Raw genomic sequence first — 16840 nt, 5'->3', positions numbered from 1 at the left:
AACGATAACCAGGGGGCACGACTGTGAGTGGTAAAAAAATCCCGCGTTCCGCGGACAACGACTATACCCGGGAGGCAGCGGCAGAGCGTCGCCGCTTCGTCGAGGAGTTCACCGGCGCCAGCCTGGAGCACACCGGGCAGTACTCCTTCGACCCGGGCATCCTGCCCGGCAATATCGAGAACTTCACCGGCGTGGTGCAGATGCCGGTCGGTTTCGCCGGCCCGCTGCTGGTCAACGGCGAACACGCCCAGGGCGATTTCTACGTGCCCATGGCGACCACCGAGGGCACCCTGGTGGCCAGCTACAGCCGCGGCATGAGCATCACCCGCGCCGCCGGCGGCATCACCACCACGGTGGTGGACGACGCCATGCAGCGCTCCCCGGTGTTCATCTTCGCCAACGCCCGCGATGCGCGGGACTTCGGCACCTGGGTGGCGGACAACCTCGAGGGTATCCGCGCCGCGGCGCAGACCACCACGCGTAGCGGACGCCTGCGCAACATCGAGCAGTACCACGCCAGCCGCATGCTCTACCTGCGCTTCAACTACACCACCGGCGACGCCGCCGGGCAGAACATGGCGGGCAAGGCCACCTACGCCGCCTGCCAGTGGATACTGCAGAACTACACGGGCAATCTCGTGCGCTACCTGCTCTCGGGCAATATCGACACGGACAAGAAGCACTCACAGATGAACACCCTGCACAGCCGCGGCAAGCGGGTGATCGCCGAGGTCACCCTGCCGCGCGCGCTGGTCGAGGAGCGCCTGCGCGCGACCCCGGAGCAGATGTTCGCCGCGCGCCAGACCTCGCAACTGGGCGGCCTGATGGCCGGCGCCGTGCACAACGGCGTGCACCCGGCCAACGGCATTGCCGCGGTGTTCATCGCCACCGGGCAGGACGAGGCCAATGTGGCGGAGTCCCACGCCAGCCTCAACTACGTCGAGGTGACGCCCGACGGCGATTATTACTACTCGGTGACCCTGCCCTCGCTGATCGTCGCCACCTACGGCGGCGGGACTGGCCTCGCCACGCAGAAGGAATGCCTGCAGGCGCTGGGCTGCTACGGCGACGGCAAGGCGAGGAAGCTGGCGGAGATCATCGCCGCCACGGTGCTGTGCGGCGAGATCTCGTTGGGCGCGGCGGTGGTGTCCGAGGAGTGGGTAAGCAGCCACGACCGCCTGGGCCGCAACCGGCCCTGAGGTGGACTGCCCGGTTCAGCCGAGCCAGTTCAGCCTAGAAACGCTTCTTCCACGTCCATGAGGTTGCCCGCCCCACTGCGGATGGTCTGCGCCAGGCAGTGGTTGCGCGGCAGCATGCGCTCGAAGTAGAAGCGCGCGGTGGCCAGCTTGGCGCGGTAGAAACCCTCGTCGCTACCCGCTTCCAGGGCACGAGCCGCGGCCGCGGCGCTCGCCGCCCAGAAGTAGGCGAGGGTGGTGTAGCCCGCCAGCATCAGGTAGTCGTAGGCGGCGGCGCCCACGGAATCCGGGTCCGCCGCTGCGCCGGCGCGCAGTTCGTCGGTCAGTGCCAGCCACAGGTCCAGTTGTTCGCCGAGGCTCGCCGCCAGCGGTGCGGCCGCCGCCGGCAGCTCGCCGGCGCAGAAGGCGCGCACGCGCTCCGCGAAGGGCAGCATCACGCCCGGGTCCGGCAGGATTTTGCGCCCAAGCAGGTCCAGCGCCTGGATGCCGTTGGTGCCCTCGTAGATCGCGGTGATGCGCGTGTCGCGGTACTCCTGCTCCATCCCCCACTCGCTGATGAATCCGTGGCCGCCGAGCACCTGGATGCCGTTGGAGGTGGCCTCCAGCGAGAACTCGGTGAGACAGCCCTTGGCGATGGGGGTGAGCAGGGCCAGTTCCACTTCCGCGCGGTGGCGCGCGCCGGTATCCGGGCTGTGGTGGGCGATATCCACCAGCTTGGCGCAGTGGTAGTTGAGCAGGCGGCCGCCCTCGGCCAGCGCTTTCTGCGTGAGCAGCATGCGGCGCACGTCGGGGTGGGCGATGATCGGGTCCGCCGGCTGCTCGGGCAGCACGCGTTTCGGCGCGCGCATCTGCAGGCGCTCGCGGGCGTAGCGCAGGGCGCCCTGGAAAGACGCCTCGGTGTGACCCTGGCCCTGTTGCGCCACGCCCAGGCGGGACTCGTTGATGAAGGTGAACATGGCGCTCATGCCCTTGTGCGGCGGGCTGATCAGGTAGCCGCGGGCGGCGTCGAAGTTGAGCACCGCGGTGGCGTTGCCGTGGATGCCCATCTTGTGCTCGATGGAGCCGCAGCTCACGCCGTTGGCGGCGCCGACGCTGCCGTCGTCCTCCACCCAGAACTTGGGCACGATGAACAGCGAGATGCCCTTGACCCCCTCGGGGGCGTCCGGCAGCCGCGCCAGCACGATGTGCACGATGTTGTCGGTGAGGTCGTGGTCGCCGGCGGAGATGAACATCTTGCTGCCGGAGATCGCCCAGGTGCCGTCGCCGTTGTCCTGCGCGCGGGTGCGCAACAGGCCGAGGTCGGAGCCGCAATGGGGCTCGGTCAGGCACATGGTGCCGGACCACTCGCCGGACACCATCGGCGGCAGGAAGCGCTCCTGCAGTTCGCGCGGGGCGTGGGCGCTGACGGTCTTGATCGCGCCCCAGGTCAGGGTCGGGTACATGCTCCAGGCGTGGTTGGCGCTGCCCAGCATCTCGTAGAACACCGCGCCCAGCGACGCCGGAAGGCCCTGGCCGCCCCATTCGGCGGGCTGCGACAGGCCGGCCCATCCGTTGTCGACGAACTGCCGGTAGGCGTCCTTGAATACCGGCGGCACGCTCACCCTGCCGTCCTCCCAGGTGCAGCCGACGCGGTCGCCCTCGGCGTTGATCGGGCTCAGCACCTGCTCGGCGAACTTGGCGGATTCCTCGAGGATCGCCTGCACCGTGTCCTCGGTGGCGTCCTCGGCGCCGGGCAGTTGCGCGTAGTGGCTGCCGAAGTCGAGGACTTCGTACATGGCGAAGCGCATGTCGCGCAGCGGGGCTTTGTATTCGGGCATGGTCGACTCCAGGGGTCAGGCGTTGCGCGCGTCGAAATCAGCGAAGCGCTCGCCGGCTTGCGCCAGGCGTTGCAGAAGCGGGGCGGGGCGGAACCAGGTCTCGCCGTACTCGCCCAGTTGTTCACGGTACCGTTGCATCCCGGCCAGCACCTTGTCCAGCCCGATCTCGTCGGCCCACTGCATGGGGCCGCCGCGCCAGGCGGGAAAGCCGTAGCCGTTGACGTAGACCAGGTCGCAGTCGCTGGCGCGGGCGGCGATGCCCTCGTCGAGGATCTGCGCACCCTCGTTGATCAGCGGGTACAGGCAGCGCTCGAGGATTTCCTCGTCGGAAATTTCCCGGCGTGCGATACCCAGGGCTGTCGCCGCGGCCACGGCGATGTTCTCGACCTCGGGATTCTCCGAGCGCTCGCGGCCTTCGTAGCGATAAAAGCCGCAGCCGGTTTTCTGGCCGTAGTGGCCGGCCTGGTACAGGCGGTCGGCGACGATGGCGTAACCGGGATCGTGGGCGATGGCGGCGCGGTTGCCCTCGCGGGTCAGGTAGCCGACGTCGATGCCGGCCAGGTCGCTCATCGCGCACAGGCCCATGGCCAGGCCGAACCCGGTGAGCACACCGTCCACCTGTGCCGGGCTGGCGCCCTCCAGCACCAGGCGCATGGCCTCGCGACCATAGGGTTCGAGCATGCGGTTGCCGACGAAGCCGAAGCACACGCCGACCACCACTGGCAGCTTGCCGATACGCCGGGCGATCTTCTGTGCGGTGACGATGGCGTCGGCGGCGCTGTCGCGGCCGCGCACCACTTCCAGCAGGCGCATCACGTTGGCCGGGCTGAAGAAGTGCATGCCGATAACATCTCCCGGGCGCGCGGTGGCCGCGGCGATGGCGTCCACGTCCAGGGTGGAGGTGTTGCTGGCGAGGATCGCGCCGGGCTTGCACACGGCGTCCAGTTGCCTGAACACGGCCTGCTTGATGTCCATGCGCTCGAACACCGCCTCGATCACCAGGTCCGCATCGGCGAGGTCGGCGTAGTCGGTAGTCGGCTGCAGCAGTGCCAGCCGCGCACGCACATCCACATCGCTGATGCGCCCCTTGCTGGCGCTGATCGCGTAGTTCTTGCCGATGATCTCCACGCCGCGCTGCAGCGACTCTTCCCCCAGGTCCAGCAGCACGGTGGGAATACCGCCATTGAGGAAGTTCATGGCGATACCGCCGCCCATGGTGCCGGCGCCGATCACCGCAACCTTGCGCACCTCGCGCGCGGCGGTGTCGCGCGGCACACCGGGCACCCGCGCCGCGGCGCGCTCGGCGAAGAACAGGTGTTGCTGGGCGCGGGCCTGGGGGCTGGCCAGGCACCGGGCGAACAGCTCGCGCTCGCGCGCCAGGCCCTGGTCCAGGGGCAGGGTACAGGCGGCTTCCACTGCATCCACGCAGGCCAGCGGGGCGAGGAAGCCGCGCTGGCGGGCGGCGATGCGGCTGCGCGTCGCGGCGAAGAAATCTTCCGGCAGTGACTGCATGTCCACCGACATTTGTGCGCAGGAGCGCAGCGGCGCCTGGTGACGGTGCAGGTCGCGCGCGTAGGCGATGGCAGCGTCCAGCAGGGGCTCCTCGGCGCCGCACAGGCGGTCGACGCAGCCCAGGGCCAGTCCGCGCTCGGCATCGATGGGTTTGCCGGAGGTGATCATGTCCAGCGCAGCCTCGGCACCGGTCAGGCGCGGCAGGCGCTGGGTGCCGCCGGCGCCGGGGATCAGCCCCAGTTGCACCTCGGGCAGGCCGACCCGCGCGCCGGGGGCGGCGATGCGGTAGTCCGCGGCCAGTGCCAGCTCCAGGCCGCCGCCCAGGGCGACGCCGTCGATGGCGGCCACCACCAGTTTGTCGCTCTCCTCGATCTCGGTGAGCAGGCCCGGCAGCTCCGGCTCGGCGTCGAAACCGCCGCTGGCGAACTCGGTGATGTCGGCGCCGGCGCTGAAACTGCCGGTGGCGGAGGCGAGTACGATGGTTTCCACCGCCGGGTCGGCGGCGGCCTGGCGGAAGGCCGCCTGCAGGCCGGCGCGCACCGCCTGGCCCAGGCCGTTGACCGGCGGGTTGTCGATGCGAATCAGCGCGGTGTTCTCGCGCAGCGTGTAGTGCACATGGGTTGCCATGCTCGGACCCCCGGCGGCCTGGCCGCAGTGATACTTATGCCGGGTGAATGCTAGCCCATTTGCGCGGGCGGACAATTGCCAATCCCGCCGATGTCGCTGACCAAACGGGCCAGCGCCGGTGAGCCGCGAGTCTCCCTACCCGGTTGTGCCCGCTGCGAGTCGCCCCTCGGCGCCTACTGCGGCGTATCCAGCAGGCGCCGCGCCAGCGCACCGATATCCCGGCGCTGCCACTGGTTGAGGAACATGGTGAGCATGTGCAGCGGCACGCGGGCGTCCTCGTCGTCGCGGATGCGCGGGTCGCGGTAGTCGGGCACATCCGCCAGGTCCGGCACCCGCCGCTCGAGCAGGGTGGGGTAGTCGAGCAGGAAGGCGACGCCCATCCAGCCGGTGACCAGCAGCATGTGGTCGCGCAGTTTTTCCGTGTCCAGCTGCGGCCCGCCACAGCGCGCGAACTCGTCCGCGAAGGTGGCGACGATGTCGTCCAGGTGCGCGTCCCACAGTTCCGGCTCGGCGCCGCTGAAGGCGCCGTAGATGGATTGCGCCACGCTCATCTGGCCGACCTGGCCCCAGTCGAGCAGGCCGCACTCCAGCTGTCCGTCGGCGCCGCTCCAGAACCAGGCGTTGTCGATGTTGCCGTTCCAGTGACACAGGGCGATGAAGTCGTCCTCGCTGAAGTACAGGCGGCGGATATCCTGCTCGCGGGCGTAGAAACCGGGCACATCCGCGGCGAAGCGCCCGGCAAAGGCCGGGTCGCGCAGGTTTTCCGGGAACAGCTGCGGGTAGCGGGCGAGGAACTCGCAGGTGCGCCCGACCCGGCGCATCACCTGGTCGGCGTCGTAGCGCATCTGTTCGCTGGCGATGCTTTTTTCCAGATCGTAGGGGAAGCGCTGGTAGAAACTCGGGTGCAGTTGTCCGGCCTTGTGCGTGCCGGACAGCCGCGCCAGGGCGCGCATGATGGCCCGGTAGTGCTCCAGCGGCTGCGGCAGTTCGTAGTCCAGGCACTTCAGGTAGTGCGGCTCGTTGCCCTGCGCACCGTAGGTCACGCGCTCGGTGATCAGCAGGCCGCTGCCGGTCTCCGCGTTGAAGTCCGCAAACAGGCACTGGGCCACGCGGATGGGAAAGCCCGGGGTGCGGGTCAGCGCGGCGAAGCGGATCTCCGAGCGCATCATGTGCCGGGAGCGATCGCGCAGGGGGTCGTCGAAGTTGCGCGAGAACTTCACGAACAGCTGTTCCGGCAGGTCCGCCTGCGGTTTTTCATACTGCACGGCGAGCAGCAGCTTGCTGCCGGTGCCGCCGCCGAAGCAGTCCTCGGCCTGGGTGATGGCGGCAACGCGGTTGTCTGCCGGCAGCGCACCGCTGGCGCGAAAGGCGCGGTCGAGAAAGGCGACGCCGCCCTCGCGCAGGGCCTGTGCGGTGGCCGGGATATCCAGTCCCGAGTCGTCGCCGCGGACCCAGTGTTGCTGTGTCATGGAGTGTTCCTGTTATCGGTATACCGGCCGCGGCGGGTCGTTCATTCGAGCACGGGGGAGGGGGCCGGGCAACGGTGATTGCCCGGTCAGGGTATGGCGAGTACGTTGCAGGTCAACTTGTCGAGAATTTTCTCCGCGGTATTGCCGTGCAGCAGGGCGGCCAGGCCGGAGCGGTGCGAGTTGCCCACCACCACCAGGCCGGCGTCGATTTTCTTGGCGATGTCGACGATCACTTTTTCCGGCGCGCCGGACATGATGTGCACGTGATCGCTGTTTACCCCGGCCAGTTCCACGATCTGCTGGCGGTCGGGGACGAAGCGGAAATCCTGGAAGGCGTTGACCACGTGGACCTCGGCCTGGGCGCTCTCCACCGCGCGGCGGCTGAAGCCGATCACATGCTGGTTGAGCTTTTCGTAGGGTGGCGCCTTGGCCTGGATGTCGATGGCGGCGAGGATCTTCGGCTGCGCCGGGCGCTCGCCGTTCTTGATCAGCAGCACCGGGCACAGGCACTCGCGCAGCAGGATGGAGTCACCGGTGGATTTCAGCACGCGCCGCTCGGGGCGCTTGAAGGAGGCCTTGAATACCATGTCGGCGAGGTCGCGGGCGGCGGCGCGCACGATGGCGTGGTGCCAGTCGTTGTCCCAGTCGACCTCGGAACTGGTGCTGATGCCGCGTTCGGCCAGCGGGGCCAGCAGGGCGTCCAGTTTTGCCTTGTGCTCGCCGAGCAGTTGCTTGACCGCGTCGGTCTCGTAGTCGGCGCCGGAGACATCTTCGTGGATGCAGCCGAACAGGTGCAGGCTGGCGCCGGTGTCGACGCTGATACCGGCGGCCAGCTCCAGGGCCGGCTGCTCTTCACGGGTGGGGTCGTGCACCACCAGCAGTTTTTTCAATTCCATCGCCGTACCATCCGGCCTGTGCGTACAGGGCAAATTATCGCGTATCGCGTTAGAAAGGGCATTCTAACTGTCTGGTGATATGCCCGGTCCCTGCCGCTTGCGGGTTCAGGCAAAGATACCATGGATGAACCAGCGGCGGGCGCGGCGGTCGCGGAACACCCAGTAATACTGGCCGGCCTGGCCGCGCGCGATGTAGTAGTCGCGGCAGGCCGGTTCGCGCCACCAGTTGTCCTCGATACGCTCCGGGCCGTAAACCAGATCGAGCCGGCCCTGCCACCGCAGCTGCCCGTTGCGCTCGCCCAGCGGCTGCGGCTCGGGCATCAGCCAGAACGGGCGCTGGGCTTCGCCCGCCACGGCGCCGGCAGGGCTGCCGGCGGGGCGGTCGTAACCGGTGTACAGGGCCAGCTCCGGCAGGTGTTCGTCGCGGCAGCCGATGGCCAGTACCGCCTGCAGGCCGAGGCGGTTGCGCAGGCGGTCGAGCAGGCCGGCCAGGGGTTCGCGCTGCTTGCGCGGGGCGAACAGGTCGATGTTCTCCAACTCGCCGCTGACCAGTTCGCGGCAGGCCAGGGCGACGCCCTCTACCGAACTGGCCAGCGCCAGGCGCTCGAAGCGCACGCGGGTCAGCTGGTACCAGTTCTGCCAGTCGCTGTGGCGGCTGGAGCTGCGCACGGTCACCTCGCGCAGGCTGTGGTCCATGCCCACCAGTTGCCAGTGGATCTCCCCGGTCTGCAACTGCGTGTTGCGCAGGAAGCCGCACAGTGACTGCAGCAGCATCTGCAGCGCCGGGTACAGCTCCTCGTTGGCGCGCACCTCGTAGCCGAACCAGTACTCGTCGCTGAAGGTCGGCGGCGGCTGGAAATCCGCAGAGGGCTCCTCGTGCCGGCCCAGGGCGCGCTGCAGGAAGTCGCGGAAGGCGGCCCCGCAGCGCCGCGCCAGGGCGGTCGGCGGCAGCGCCAGGATGTCGCCGAAGCAATGCAGCCCGGCCCGCCGCAGGGCGTCCACCGTGTCGCTGAAATCCGCCAGCAGGGCCAGTGGCAGGGGAGCCAGGCGCTCCTCCAGGGCGGCGCCGCAGTCCAGTGCCGCCCCGCTGTCGGCGTGGGACAGCAGCCAGGCGGCGGCGGGGGTGGGGGCGAGCCCCATACGCGCCTCGAAGCCGCGCCCGGTGAGGCCGCTGGCGACCTCCCTCAGCAGCGGGTCCAGCCCGCGGAACAGGGCCAGGCAGCCGCCGACTTCCAGTTGCAGGCAGTCCTCGCGGTAGCTGAACAGGGTCGGCGTAACGCCGTAGGCCCAGCAGCACAGGCGCTGCAGCGTGCGCGCCTCGGCCTCGCGGTCCCGCTCCAGCAACTGGCAGGGTTCCTCCGCGGCCAGGGCGCGCACCGTCGCCACGCCCATACCGGGGCGGATACCCAGCTCGGCGGCGCGGTCGTTGGCGCACAGCACCCGCTGTCGCTCGAGCACCACGACCAGCCCGGTCCCGGCGCGGTCCAGGCTCTCCAGCGGCAGGCGCTCGAAGCGCAGGCACAGCCACAGTTTCACGCGGCGGCCTGCGCCGGGTGCGGATTCGCGGGGGATATCTGGCCCATTATACTGTACATATATACAGTATCAGGGCGGAGGCGATAGCTTGTCCAGTGCGACGGGTGTCTGCAGGCGTCGGGGTAGGGGTTGGGGCAGGGACACCGGTGCAGCAACGAGCGGCATCGTCCCGGCCGGTGTCAGTGTGGCAACACTCTGGGCCGGGTATCGGGCCTTCTCGACAGTGGTGTTGGCGCGTGGACGCCCGCGCCGCTGTTGCGTGCGCAGGCGACCGGTGACGGCCTCAGGCGCGCAGCTGGAACACCGCGTCCCAGGTGTCGAACACCTGTTGGTCGAACAGGTAGAAGGTGAGGTCCAGGTCCTCGAATTCCGCCGCCATGCAGGTGTCCCGCGCGATGCGCGCGGCCTCGTCCAGCGGGTACCCGTAGACCCCGCAGGACACCGCCGGCGCGGCGACCGAGTGGCAGCCGTGCTGCTGGGCCAGGCGCAGGCTGTTGCGGTAGGCGGCGGCGAGCAGGGAGGCCGGGGCGGTGTCCTGGCGGTAGCGCGGCCCCACGGTGTGGATCACGTAGCGCGCCGGCAGCCGGCCCGCGGGGGTGATACGTGCCTCGCCGGTGGGACAGCGCACGCCGCCCACCTCGGGTACCGAGCGGCAGGCGGCGAGCAGTTCCGGACCCGCGGCGCGGTGGATGGCACCGTCCACGCCGCCACCGCCGAGCATGACCTCGTTGGCGGCGTTGATAATGGCGTCTACCGGGGCTCCGGTAATATCGCCGACGACCAGTCTTATTGTTGTCATTGGATACCTCCAGCGTGTTCCAGCAGGTAGGTGATCACCAGCTTGATGAGAAAGCCGAATATACCCATCGCCAGGGCGATGAACAGGATCATGGTACCGAATTTTCCGGCTTTGCTCGAATGGGCGAGATCCCAGACGATAAACACCATGAACAGGATCAGGGCGCCGACGCCGAGGGTGACGCCGTATTCTGTGAGCCATTCGTCCATTGCCGTAGCCGCCGGGAGCGTTTCAGTCGGCGGTGGTGATCTCGGCCTCCAGGTGGCAGGGCGCCTTCATGGAGTTGGTCACCAGGCAGTTGGCCTCGGATTTCTCGAGCATTTTCCGCGCCTTGTCGACATCCCCGCCCGCCGGCAGCGCCAGGCTGGCGCGCACGGTGAAAGCGGTGAATTCCATGCCGCGCCCGACCTTGTCGAGCACGCCCTCGGCACTGGCCTCCAGCGAGGTCCACTCCAGCCGGGAAGCCCGGGCTATGGCGCGGAAGGTGAGGATAAAGCAGTCGGCGACCGAGGCCACCAGCAGGTGCTCCGGGGACCACTGGTCGCCGGGGCCGCCGAATTCGGCCGGGCCCGCGGAGATCAGCTGCGGCAGGTTCTCGCCCTTCAGGCAGATGTTGCCTTCGCTTTCCGCCTCGGCGCTGACGCTGTAGTGATGGGGAAGATCCTGCATGTGTGTGCTCCCGTGTCCGCTCGATGAATGGCCGACGGCATTCTAGCAGAGCGCGCGACACGGGGGCACGGGCAGTCCCTTTGTTCCCGCCTCAGGCGAAGGAGAATGCCGGCTGCACCTGCGGGCTCCGGGCCGGGCCGGCGGGCAGTTCCCACAGTTGCGGCTGGTCCGGGATGTCCTCATCGGCGGGCAGGCTCACGTCCAGGTGCTGGTTGCCGCCGCGCTGCTTGAGGATGTGCACCTGGCGATAGGCGCGCATCTGCAGGCGCAGGCCGGCGGGGGCGTGGTTGGCGGCGGCATCGCTGGCGCGGAACAGCACGCCCAGGCTGTCGCCGCTGGCGGCGGCCAGTTGCAGCTTGCGCAGTTCGGCGTAGCGGTAGTCGCCGGCCCCCAGCCAGCTGAATACGGCGCTGCAGGTGCTGCTGCGCAGGGCCTGTTCGGTGGCCCAGAGCAGGTCCTCGCGGTTCTTCGGGTGCACCAGCAGGACCTGCCCGGTGTCGATGCCGCGGGCGCGCAGCAGGGGAGCGTAGGGGGTGAACGGCGGGGCGATGAATACCTGCCAGCGGCCCTCGGCGCTGAGTTTTTCCATGGCCGGCAGGAACAGGCCCATGGAGCCCAGGCCGCAGCCATCGCTGAGCAGCTCGATAGAGCTGCCCAGGGGCCAGCCGCCGTGCTGTAACTGGGCATCCAGGGTGCTGTAGCCGGTGGGCAGGGTGTCCTCGTGCCAGTGGCGCTCGCCGTTGGCGGCGAGGCCGGGGAGGTCGCCGCGCCAGGTGTCACGGCGGTTGATGATCTGTTGCAGTGCCTCGTTCATGGCTCACCTCGTCTGTGTTCGCTGTGTTTCGATCTGTATATCTGAACAGTGTATGGATATACAGTAGTCCGGAAGCGAGCGCAAGGCAAGAGGGGCGCCGGACGTGTGGTCGCGACCCGCCTGATAAGGCGACAGGTGGTATCCGGGCTCCTGCCTTGCGCACAGCCCTACGCTGATCCAGACTCGATTGCAGCGGGCGGCGAGGAGAAACCCATGCTGAGAACTCAAGTGACTGATATGGCGAGAAGACCGACAACCCACCTGACAAAAAGCCTGGCAGCAACCGCCCTGGCGCTGGCGGCCCTGGCGCCGGCCCTGCCCTGTGCGGCGGGCACCGCGGAGGAGGCCATCCACAGCCCCGGGCGGCTGCAGCAGGACCTGGAGCGCGACGCGCGCGAGCAACCGGCGGTGATCATCGACCTGCTCGACATCGGCCCCGGCGACCGGGTGGCGGACATCTTCGGCGGCGCCGGCTATTACAGCGAGTTGCTGGGGCGGGTCGTCGCTCCCGGCGGCGAAGTCCTGCTGCACAACAACCAGGCCTACCTGCAATACGCCGCCGCGGGCCTGCAGCGGCGCTTTGACGGGCGCGAGGTGCCGAACGTGGTGCGCCACGACCGCGAGCCGGCGGACCTCGGCCTGGGCGAGAACCGCCTGGATGCGGCGCTGATCATCATGTCCTACCACGACCTGTACTTCTCGGAGGAGAACTGGCCGGCCATCGATCGGGCGGACTTCATGGGGCAGATCGTGCGCGCGCTCAAGCCCGGCGGCCGCTTCCTGATCGTCGATCACCAGGCGGCGGCGGGAGCCGGGGCCACGGTCGCCCACTCCCTGCACCGTATCGAGGCGGCGACGGCGCGGCGCGATATCGAGGCGACGGGGCTGGTTTACGTGGGGGGGACGGAAGTGTTGCGCAACCCCGGGGACGACCACAGCCTGAACGTGTTCGACCCCGCGATTCGCGGTCGAACGGACCGCTTCGTGCAGGTGTACGCCAAACCGGAAGCGCCGAAATAGCGCCCGCCGGGGGCGGACTCAGCCGCGGCCGGCCAGTGCCAGGACCAGGCGGTCGAGATTGTCCCAGGGGTTACCGGCGGCGAAGCCCTTGATGCTGCCGTCCACTGTCGCGGCGCTCTCCAGCAAGCGGCCCAGCGAGGCGCGGCTGTGGCGCCCCAGCGCACCCTGCATCAAACCCATGCGGTTGTTCCACACGCGCAGGGCGGTGAGCGCCTGCTGCGGGCGCTGGCCGGCATCGACGGCGGTGCTGGCCTGCTGCAGGGTGCGGATCTCGCGCAGCAGCGCCCACAGGGCGACGCTGGGCTCGGTGCCCTCGCCGCGCAGGCCGTGCAGCATTTTCAGGCTGTCGGCGGCGTTGCCGGCGAGGGCCTGGTCGGCCATGTCGAACAGGTTGTAGCGCGCGTTGTGCGCCACCGAGGCGGCCACTGTCGCCGCGGAAATACGCCCCTCGCCGGCCAGCAGCTTGAGTTTCTCCACTTCCTGAACCGCCGCCAGCAGATTGCCCTCGACCCGGTCGCAGAGCATCTCCAGGGCGTCGCGGTCGATCTCCAGGCCCGCGGCGGCCAGGCGCTGCTGCATCCAGCGCGGCATTTCCGCCGGTTTCACCGGCCATACCTGTACGGTGGCCCCGGCGGTATCCAGGGCTTTGTACCACTTGCTGTTGGTGGACTGCTTGTCGATCTTGCCGGCGACCACCAGCAGGATGTCCCCGCTGTCGGCGCCCAGCGCCAGGTACTCGAGCAGCGCCTTGCTGCCTTCGGCGCCGGGCTTGCCGCTGGGGATGCGCAACTCGACCAGCTTGCGCTCGCCGAACAGGGACATGCTGGCGGCGCTGCCGACCAGGGCGTCCCAGCTGAAGCCCGGGGCGTCGGCCTCGATCAGTTCGCGCTCGCTGCAGCCATCGGCGCGGGCGGCGGCGCGCACCGCGTCGCAGCACTCCTGGACCAGCAGGGGCTCGTCGCCGCTGACCAGGTAGACGGGCAGGAGTTGCTGTTTGAGTTGCCCGGGGAGTTTCTCCGGGTAGAGGCGCATCAGCCGTCCCGGCTGGCGGCGGCGAAGAAGGCGATGCGGCGCATGATCTGCTGGGCCAGTTCGGCGCGCATCTCGGACTTGAGGATGCGGATCTCCTCCGCCTTGCCGACCACGTTGCGCGGGTCGTTTTCCATCTGCTTGAGCACGTTGGCGGTGGTGTCCGGCATGACCAGCTTGTTCTGCTTGTCGCGCACCGAGAACGTCGCCGACATGGTCAGCTCGAATTCGGCGGCGCGGGCCTCGGAGTTGAGCGACAGGTTGCGCTGGTTGAAGTGCTCCGGCCCCAGCACCACCTGGTAGTTGGCGTCCTCTTCCTGCTCCGCCCACTGGATGCCGTTGGCGGCGAAACGCGCCCTGATCTCGCGGCTGAATTCACTGTTCGGGTTGCTGGTGACCAGGTACATCGAACGCCACTCCTCGGAGACCGCCACGCCGCCGGTGCCGCGCAGTTGGAAGCCGCAGCTGGCGAGCAGGGCGATACAGGTCAATAGCGAGAAGCGGGCGATAAGCCGTGGCATGGTGGGGGTCCCGGGGTTCAGTGGCGGCGCTAGTTCGCGACTATGTTAACCAATTTGCCCGGCACGACAATCACCTTGCGCACCGTGACATCCTCGAGGAAACGTTGCACGTTGTCCTGGGCCAGCGCTGCGGCCTCGACGGTCGCCTTGTCGGCGTCGGCGGCCACTTCCATCTTCGCCCGCAGCTTGCCGTTGACCTGGACCACGATCTCGATGCTGTCGCGCACCAGGGCGGCCTCGTCCACCGCCGGCCACGGCGCGCCGAGCACATCGCCCTCACCGCCGAGCAGCGGCCACAGCGCGTGGCACACGTGGGGCGTGATCGGGCCGAGCATCAGCACCACCGCGCGCAGCCCTTCGGCGAGTACCGCACGGCCCTGGGCGCTGTCGTCCAGGCGGCCGAGTTCGTTGCACAGTTCCATCACTGCCGCCACCGCGGTATTGAAGGTCTGGCGCCGGCCGTAGTCGTCGCTGACCTTGGCGATGGTCTCGTGGATCTTGCGCCGGGCGTCCTGTTGCCGGCTGTCCAGCGCGCCGGTATCCAGGGCCGGAACCGGGCCGCCCTCGAGCAGGCCGGCGGCCATCTTCCACAGGCGCTTGAGGAAGCGGTTGGCGCCTTCCACGCCGGAATCAGACCACTCCAGGGACTGCTCCGGCGGCGCCGCGAACATCGAGAACAGGCGCACGGTGTCGGCGCCGTAGCGGTCGATCAGCTCCTGCGGGTCCACCGTGTTGCCCTTGGACTTGGACATCTTGGCGCCGTCCTTGAGCACCATGCCCTGGGTGAGCAGGCGGGTGAACGGCTCGTCGGAGCTGACCAGGCCCTCGTCGCGCAGCAGCTTGTGGTAGAAGCGCGCGTAGAGCAGGTGCAGGATGGCGTGCTCGATGCCGCCCACGTACTGGTCCACCGGGGTCCAGTAGTCGGCTTCCGCGTCGAGCATGACTTCCTCGTTGCGCGCGCAGGCGTAGCGCGCGTAGTACCAGGAGGACTCCATGAAGGTGTCGAAGGTGTCGGTTTCGCGTCGGGCCTCGCGGCCGCAGGTCGGGCAGTCCACCTCGTAGAAGGCCGGCATATGCTTGATCGGTGAACCCACGCCCTCGAAGGCGATCTCGGTGGGCAGTACCACCGGCAGGTCTTCGGCGGGTACCGGGACCGGGCCGCAGTGGTGGCAGTTGATGATAGGAATCGGCGCGCCCCAGTAGCGCTGGCGCGAGACGCCCCAGTCGCGCAGGCGGAAGTTGACCGTGCGCTTGCCCTTGCCCTGGGATTCCAGCTTGTCGGCGATGGCGTCGAAGGCGCCGCGGAAGTCCAGGCCGTCGAATTCGCCGGAGTTGACCGTGATCACGCCCTGCTTGTCGGCGTACCAGTCCTGCCAGTTGTGGCTGGAGAACACGAAGTCGTCATCGTCGCGGTCCAGCACCTGCACGATGGGCAGGCCGTACTTGCTGGCGAAGGCGTGGTCGCGCTCGTCGTGGCCGGGCACCGACATCACCGCGCCGGAGCCATAGCTCATCAGCACGAAGTTGGCGACCCACACCGGGATCATCTCGCCGGTCAGCGGGTGACGGGCGGAGAAGCCCGTGGCCATACCGAGTTTTTCCATGGTCGCCATGTCCGCCTCGGCGACCTTGACCCGCGACTGCGTCTCGATGAACTCGGCGAGCTCGGCATTGTTCTGCGCCGCCCGCTTCGCCAGCGGGTGCTGCGGGGCGATGGCCACATAGGTGGCGCCCATCAGGGTGTCCGGGCGCGTCGTGTAGACCGTGAGCGCCTCGCCCTCGCATTCGAAGTCCAGCTCCACGCCCTCCGAGCGGCCGATCCAGTTGCGCTGCATCGTGCGCACCTGCTCCGGCCACTGCTCGAGCTGGTCCAGGTCGTCCAGCAACTGCTGGGCGTAGTCCGTGATCTTGATGAACCACTGGTCGATCTCGCGGCGCTGTACCGGGGTGTCGCAGCGCCAGCAGCAACCGTCCACCACCTGCTCGTTGGCCAGCACTGTCTGGTCGTTCTCGCACCAGTTGACCTCGGCCTTCTTCTTGTAGGCCAGGCCCTTCTCGAACAGGCGGGTGAAGAACCACTGCTCCCAGCGATAGTAGTCCGGGTCGCAGGTGGCGATCTCGCGGTCCCAGTCGTAGGCGAAACCCAGCTGGCGCAACTGCGCGCGCATGTCGTCGATGTTCTGCGCCGTCCACTGCGCCGGCGGCACCTTGTTCTTGATCGCCGCATTCTCCGCCGGCAGGCCGAACGCATCCCAGCCCATCGGCTGCAGCACATTCTTGCCCAGCATGCGCTGGTAGCGCGCGATCACGTCCGCGATCGTGTAGTTGCGCACATGGCCCATGTGCAGCTTGCCGCTGGGGTAGGGGAACATGGCCAGGCAGTAGAACTTCTCGCGGCTGTCGTCGTGCGCCACCGCGAAACTGTTGTGCGCCAGCCAGTGCTGCTGGGCGGCGGCCTCCAGGGCCTGCGGGTCGTAGTGCTGGTCCATCGCGCTCTCGGGCGTCCTGTATGCGGCAAAAAAGGAAGCGCGAATTCTACCAGCTATTGCCCGACCCCGTAACACGCGTCCCGGGCGTTCCCGGTCGGCGGATCGAGGTTAGCAAAGGGTTCTCTCCAGCAGTCCGGAGTTGAGCGGGGCTCCCCCACGAGCCGGGATCAGCCGCAAGTACACCGGAGACAAGCCGGCGGGCGACCAGACATGACTTTGCGCAGCCTTCAGGGCCGCGCCGAGGGAGTGGCGGGAGACAGCGAAGCGCTTTCAGGCTCACGACCGACTGAGGGCACCCCGGAGGGGCGTGGACCGCGGAGCAAAGTCATGTCTGGTTGACCGTCGGCGTTTGGCGCGCCCCGTTGGTTCTATACATCCAGTAGCTGGGGCCGGAGCAGGGAGGCCGGGAAATCTATCGGAGAAAATCGGTACAAGGTGGAGAGGAG

General features: G+C 68.5%; 14 protein-coding genes. 2 read left to right on the top strand and 12 right to left on the bottom strand.

Translation table 11 applies throughout. The annotated features are described in order from the left end of the window. Positions 1-23 precede the first annotated feature (23 nt). Positions 24-1199, top strand: a complete 1176-nt coding sequence (locus tag E4634_RS09315; protein ID WP_135443123.1) for a hydroxymethylglutaryl-CoA reductase — start codon at positions 24-26, stop codon at positions 1197-1199. Between the two features lie 29 nt (positions 1200-1228). Here the strand turns inward: E4634_RS09315 and E4634_RS09310 are convergent, their stop codons facing one another. The 9 genes from E4634_RS09310 to imuA form a co-directional block, all read right to left on the bottom strand. Continuing rightward, positions 1229-3013 (bottom strand): acyl-CoA dehydrogenase C-terminal domain-containing protein, encoded by a 1785-nt coding sequence (locus E4634_RS09310; RefSeq protein ID WP_135443121.1) that lies wholly within the window; start codon positions 3011-3013, stop codon positions 1229-1231. A 15-nt stretch (positions 3014-3028) separates the two neighbouring features. Then, positions 3029-5152, bottom strand: coding sequence for a 3-hydroxyacyl-CoA dehydrogenase NAD-binding domain-containing protein (locus E4634_RS09305; RefSeq protein ID WP_135443119.1), 2124 nt, complete (start codon positions 5150-5152; stop codon positions 3029-3031). Positions 5153-5325: 173 nt separating this feature from the next. Then, complete coding sequence (locus tag E4634_RS09300; protein ID WP_135443117.1) at positions 5326-6621, bottom strand: protein kinase family protein; 1296 nt, start codon at positions 6619-6621, stop codon at positions 5326-5328. Positions 6622-6707: 86 nt separating this feature from the next. Then, positions 6708-7517: a universal stress protein gene (locus E4634_RS09295; protein WP_135443115.1), complete on the bottom strand. Its 810-nt coding sequence runs from the start codon at positions 7515-7517 to the stop codon at positions 6708-6710. Between the two features lie 105 nt (positions 7518-7622). Next, complete coding sequence (locus tag E4634_RS09290; protein WP_135443113.1) at positions 7623-9053, bottom strand: Y-family DNA polymerase; 1431 nt, start codon at positions 9051-9053, stop codon at positions 7623-7625. A gap of 283 nt (positions 9054-9336) precedes the next feature. Continuing rightward, a complete protein-coding gene (locus tag E4634_RS09285) occupies positions 9337-9852 on the bottom strand; it encodes an O-acetyl-ADP-ribose deacetylase (protein WP_135443112.1) in 516 nt (171 codons plus the stop codon). After that, complete coding sequence (locus tag E4634_RS09280) at positions 9849-10061, bottom strand: DUF2788 domain-containing protein (protein WP_135443110.1); 213 nt, start codon at positions 10059-10061, stop codon at positions 9849-9851. Before E4634_RS09280 ends, E4634_RS09285 begins: the two co-directional genes overlap by 4 nt. A 22-nt stretch (positions 10062-10083) precedes the next feature. After that, complete coding sequence (locus E4634_RS09275) at positions 10084-10521, bottom strand: OsmC family protein (protein ID WP_135443108.1); 438 nt, start codon at positions 10519-10521, stop codon at positions 10084-10086. Between the two features lie 91 nt (positions 10522-10612). Beyond that, positions 10613-11335: a translesion DNA synthesis-associated protein ImuA gene (gene imuA / locus E4634_RS09270; protein ID WP_135443106.1), complete on the bottom strand. Its 723-nt coding sequence runs from the start codon at positions 11333-11335 to the stop codon at positions 10613-10615. Between the two features lie 237 nt (positions 11336-11572). On the opposite strand from imuA, the gene E4634_RS09265 reads away from it, so the two are divergent. Beyond that, on the top strand, positions 11573-12355 hold the full coding sequence (locus E4634_RS09265; protein WP_135443104.1) for a class I SAM-dependent methyltransferase: 783 nt from the start codon (positions 11573-11575) through the stop codon (positions 12353-12355). Between the two features lie 18 nt (positions 12356-12373). On the opposite strand, the gene holA is transcribed toward E4634_RS09265, so the two are convergent. From holA to leuS, 3 genes are read right to left on the bottom strand one after another with little or no spacing between them, the layout of a single operon-like run. Continuing rightward, positions 12374-13387, bottom strand: a complete 1014-nt coding sequence (holA, locus tag E4634_RS09260; RefSeq protein ID WP_135443102.1) for a DNA polymerase III subunit delta — start codon at positions 13385-13387, stop codon at positions 12374-12376. Then, on the bottom strand, positions 13387-13905 hold the full coding sequence (locus E4634_RS09255) for an LPS-assembly lipoprotein LptE (RefSeq protein WP_135443100.1): 519 nt from the start codon (positions 13903-13905) through the stop codon (positions 13387-13389). Before E4634_RS09255 ends, holA begins: the two co-directional genes overlap by 1 nt. 29 nt (positions 13906-13934) lie before the next feature. Continuing rightward, positions 13935-16394 (bottom strand): leucine--tRNA ligase, encoded by a 2460-nt coding sequence (leuS, locus tag E4634_RS09250; protein ID WP_135443098.1) that lies wholly within the window; start codon positions 16392-16394, stop codon positions 13935-13937. Positions 16395-16840: the final 446 nt, after the last annotated feature.

It is taken from the genome of Mangrovimicrobium sediminis, assembly GCF_004745945.1.
Taxonomy (GTDB): domain Bacteria; phylum Pseudomonadota; class Gammaproteobacteria; order Pseudomonadales; family Halieaceae; genus Mangrovimicrobium; species Mangrovimicrobium sediminis.
This window is presented reverse-complemented; position numbering and strand designations above follow the sequence as displayed.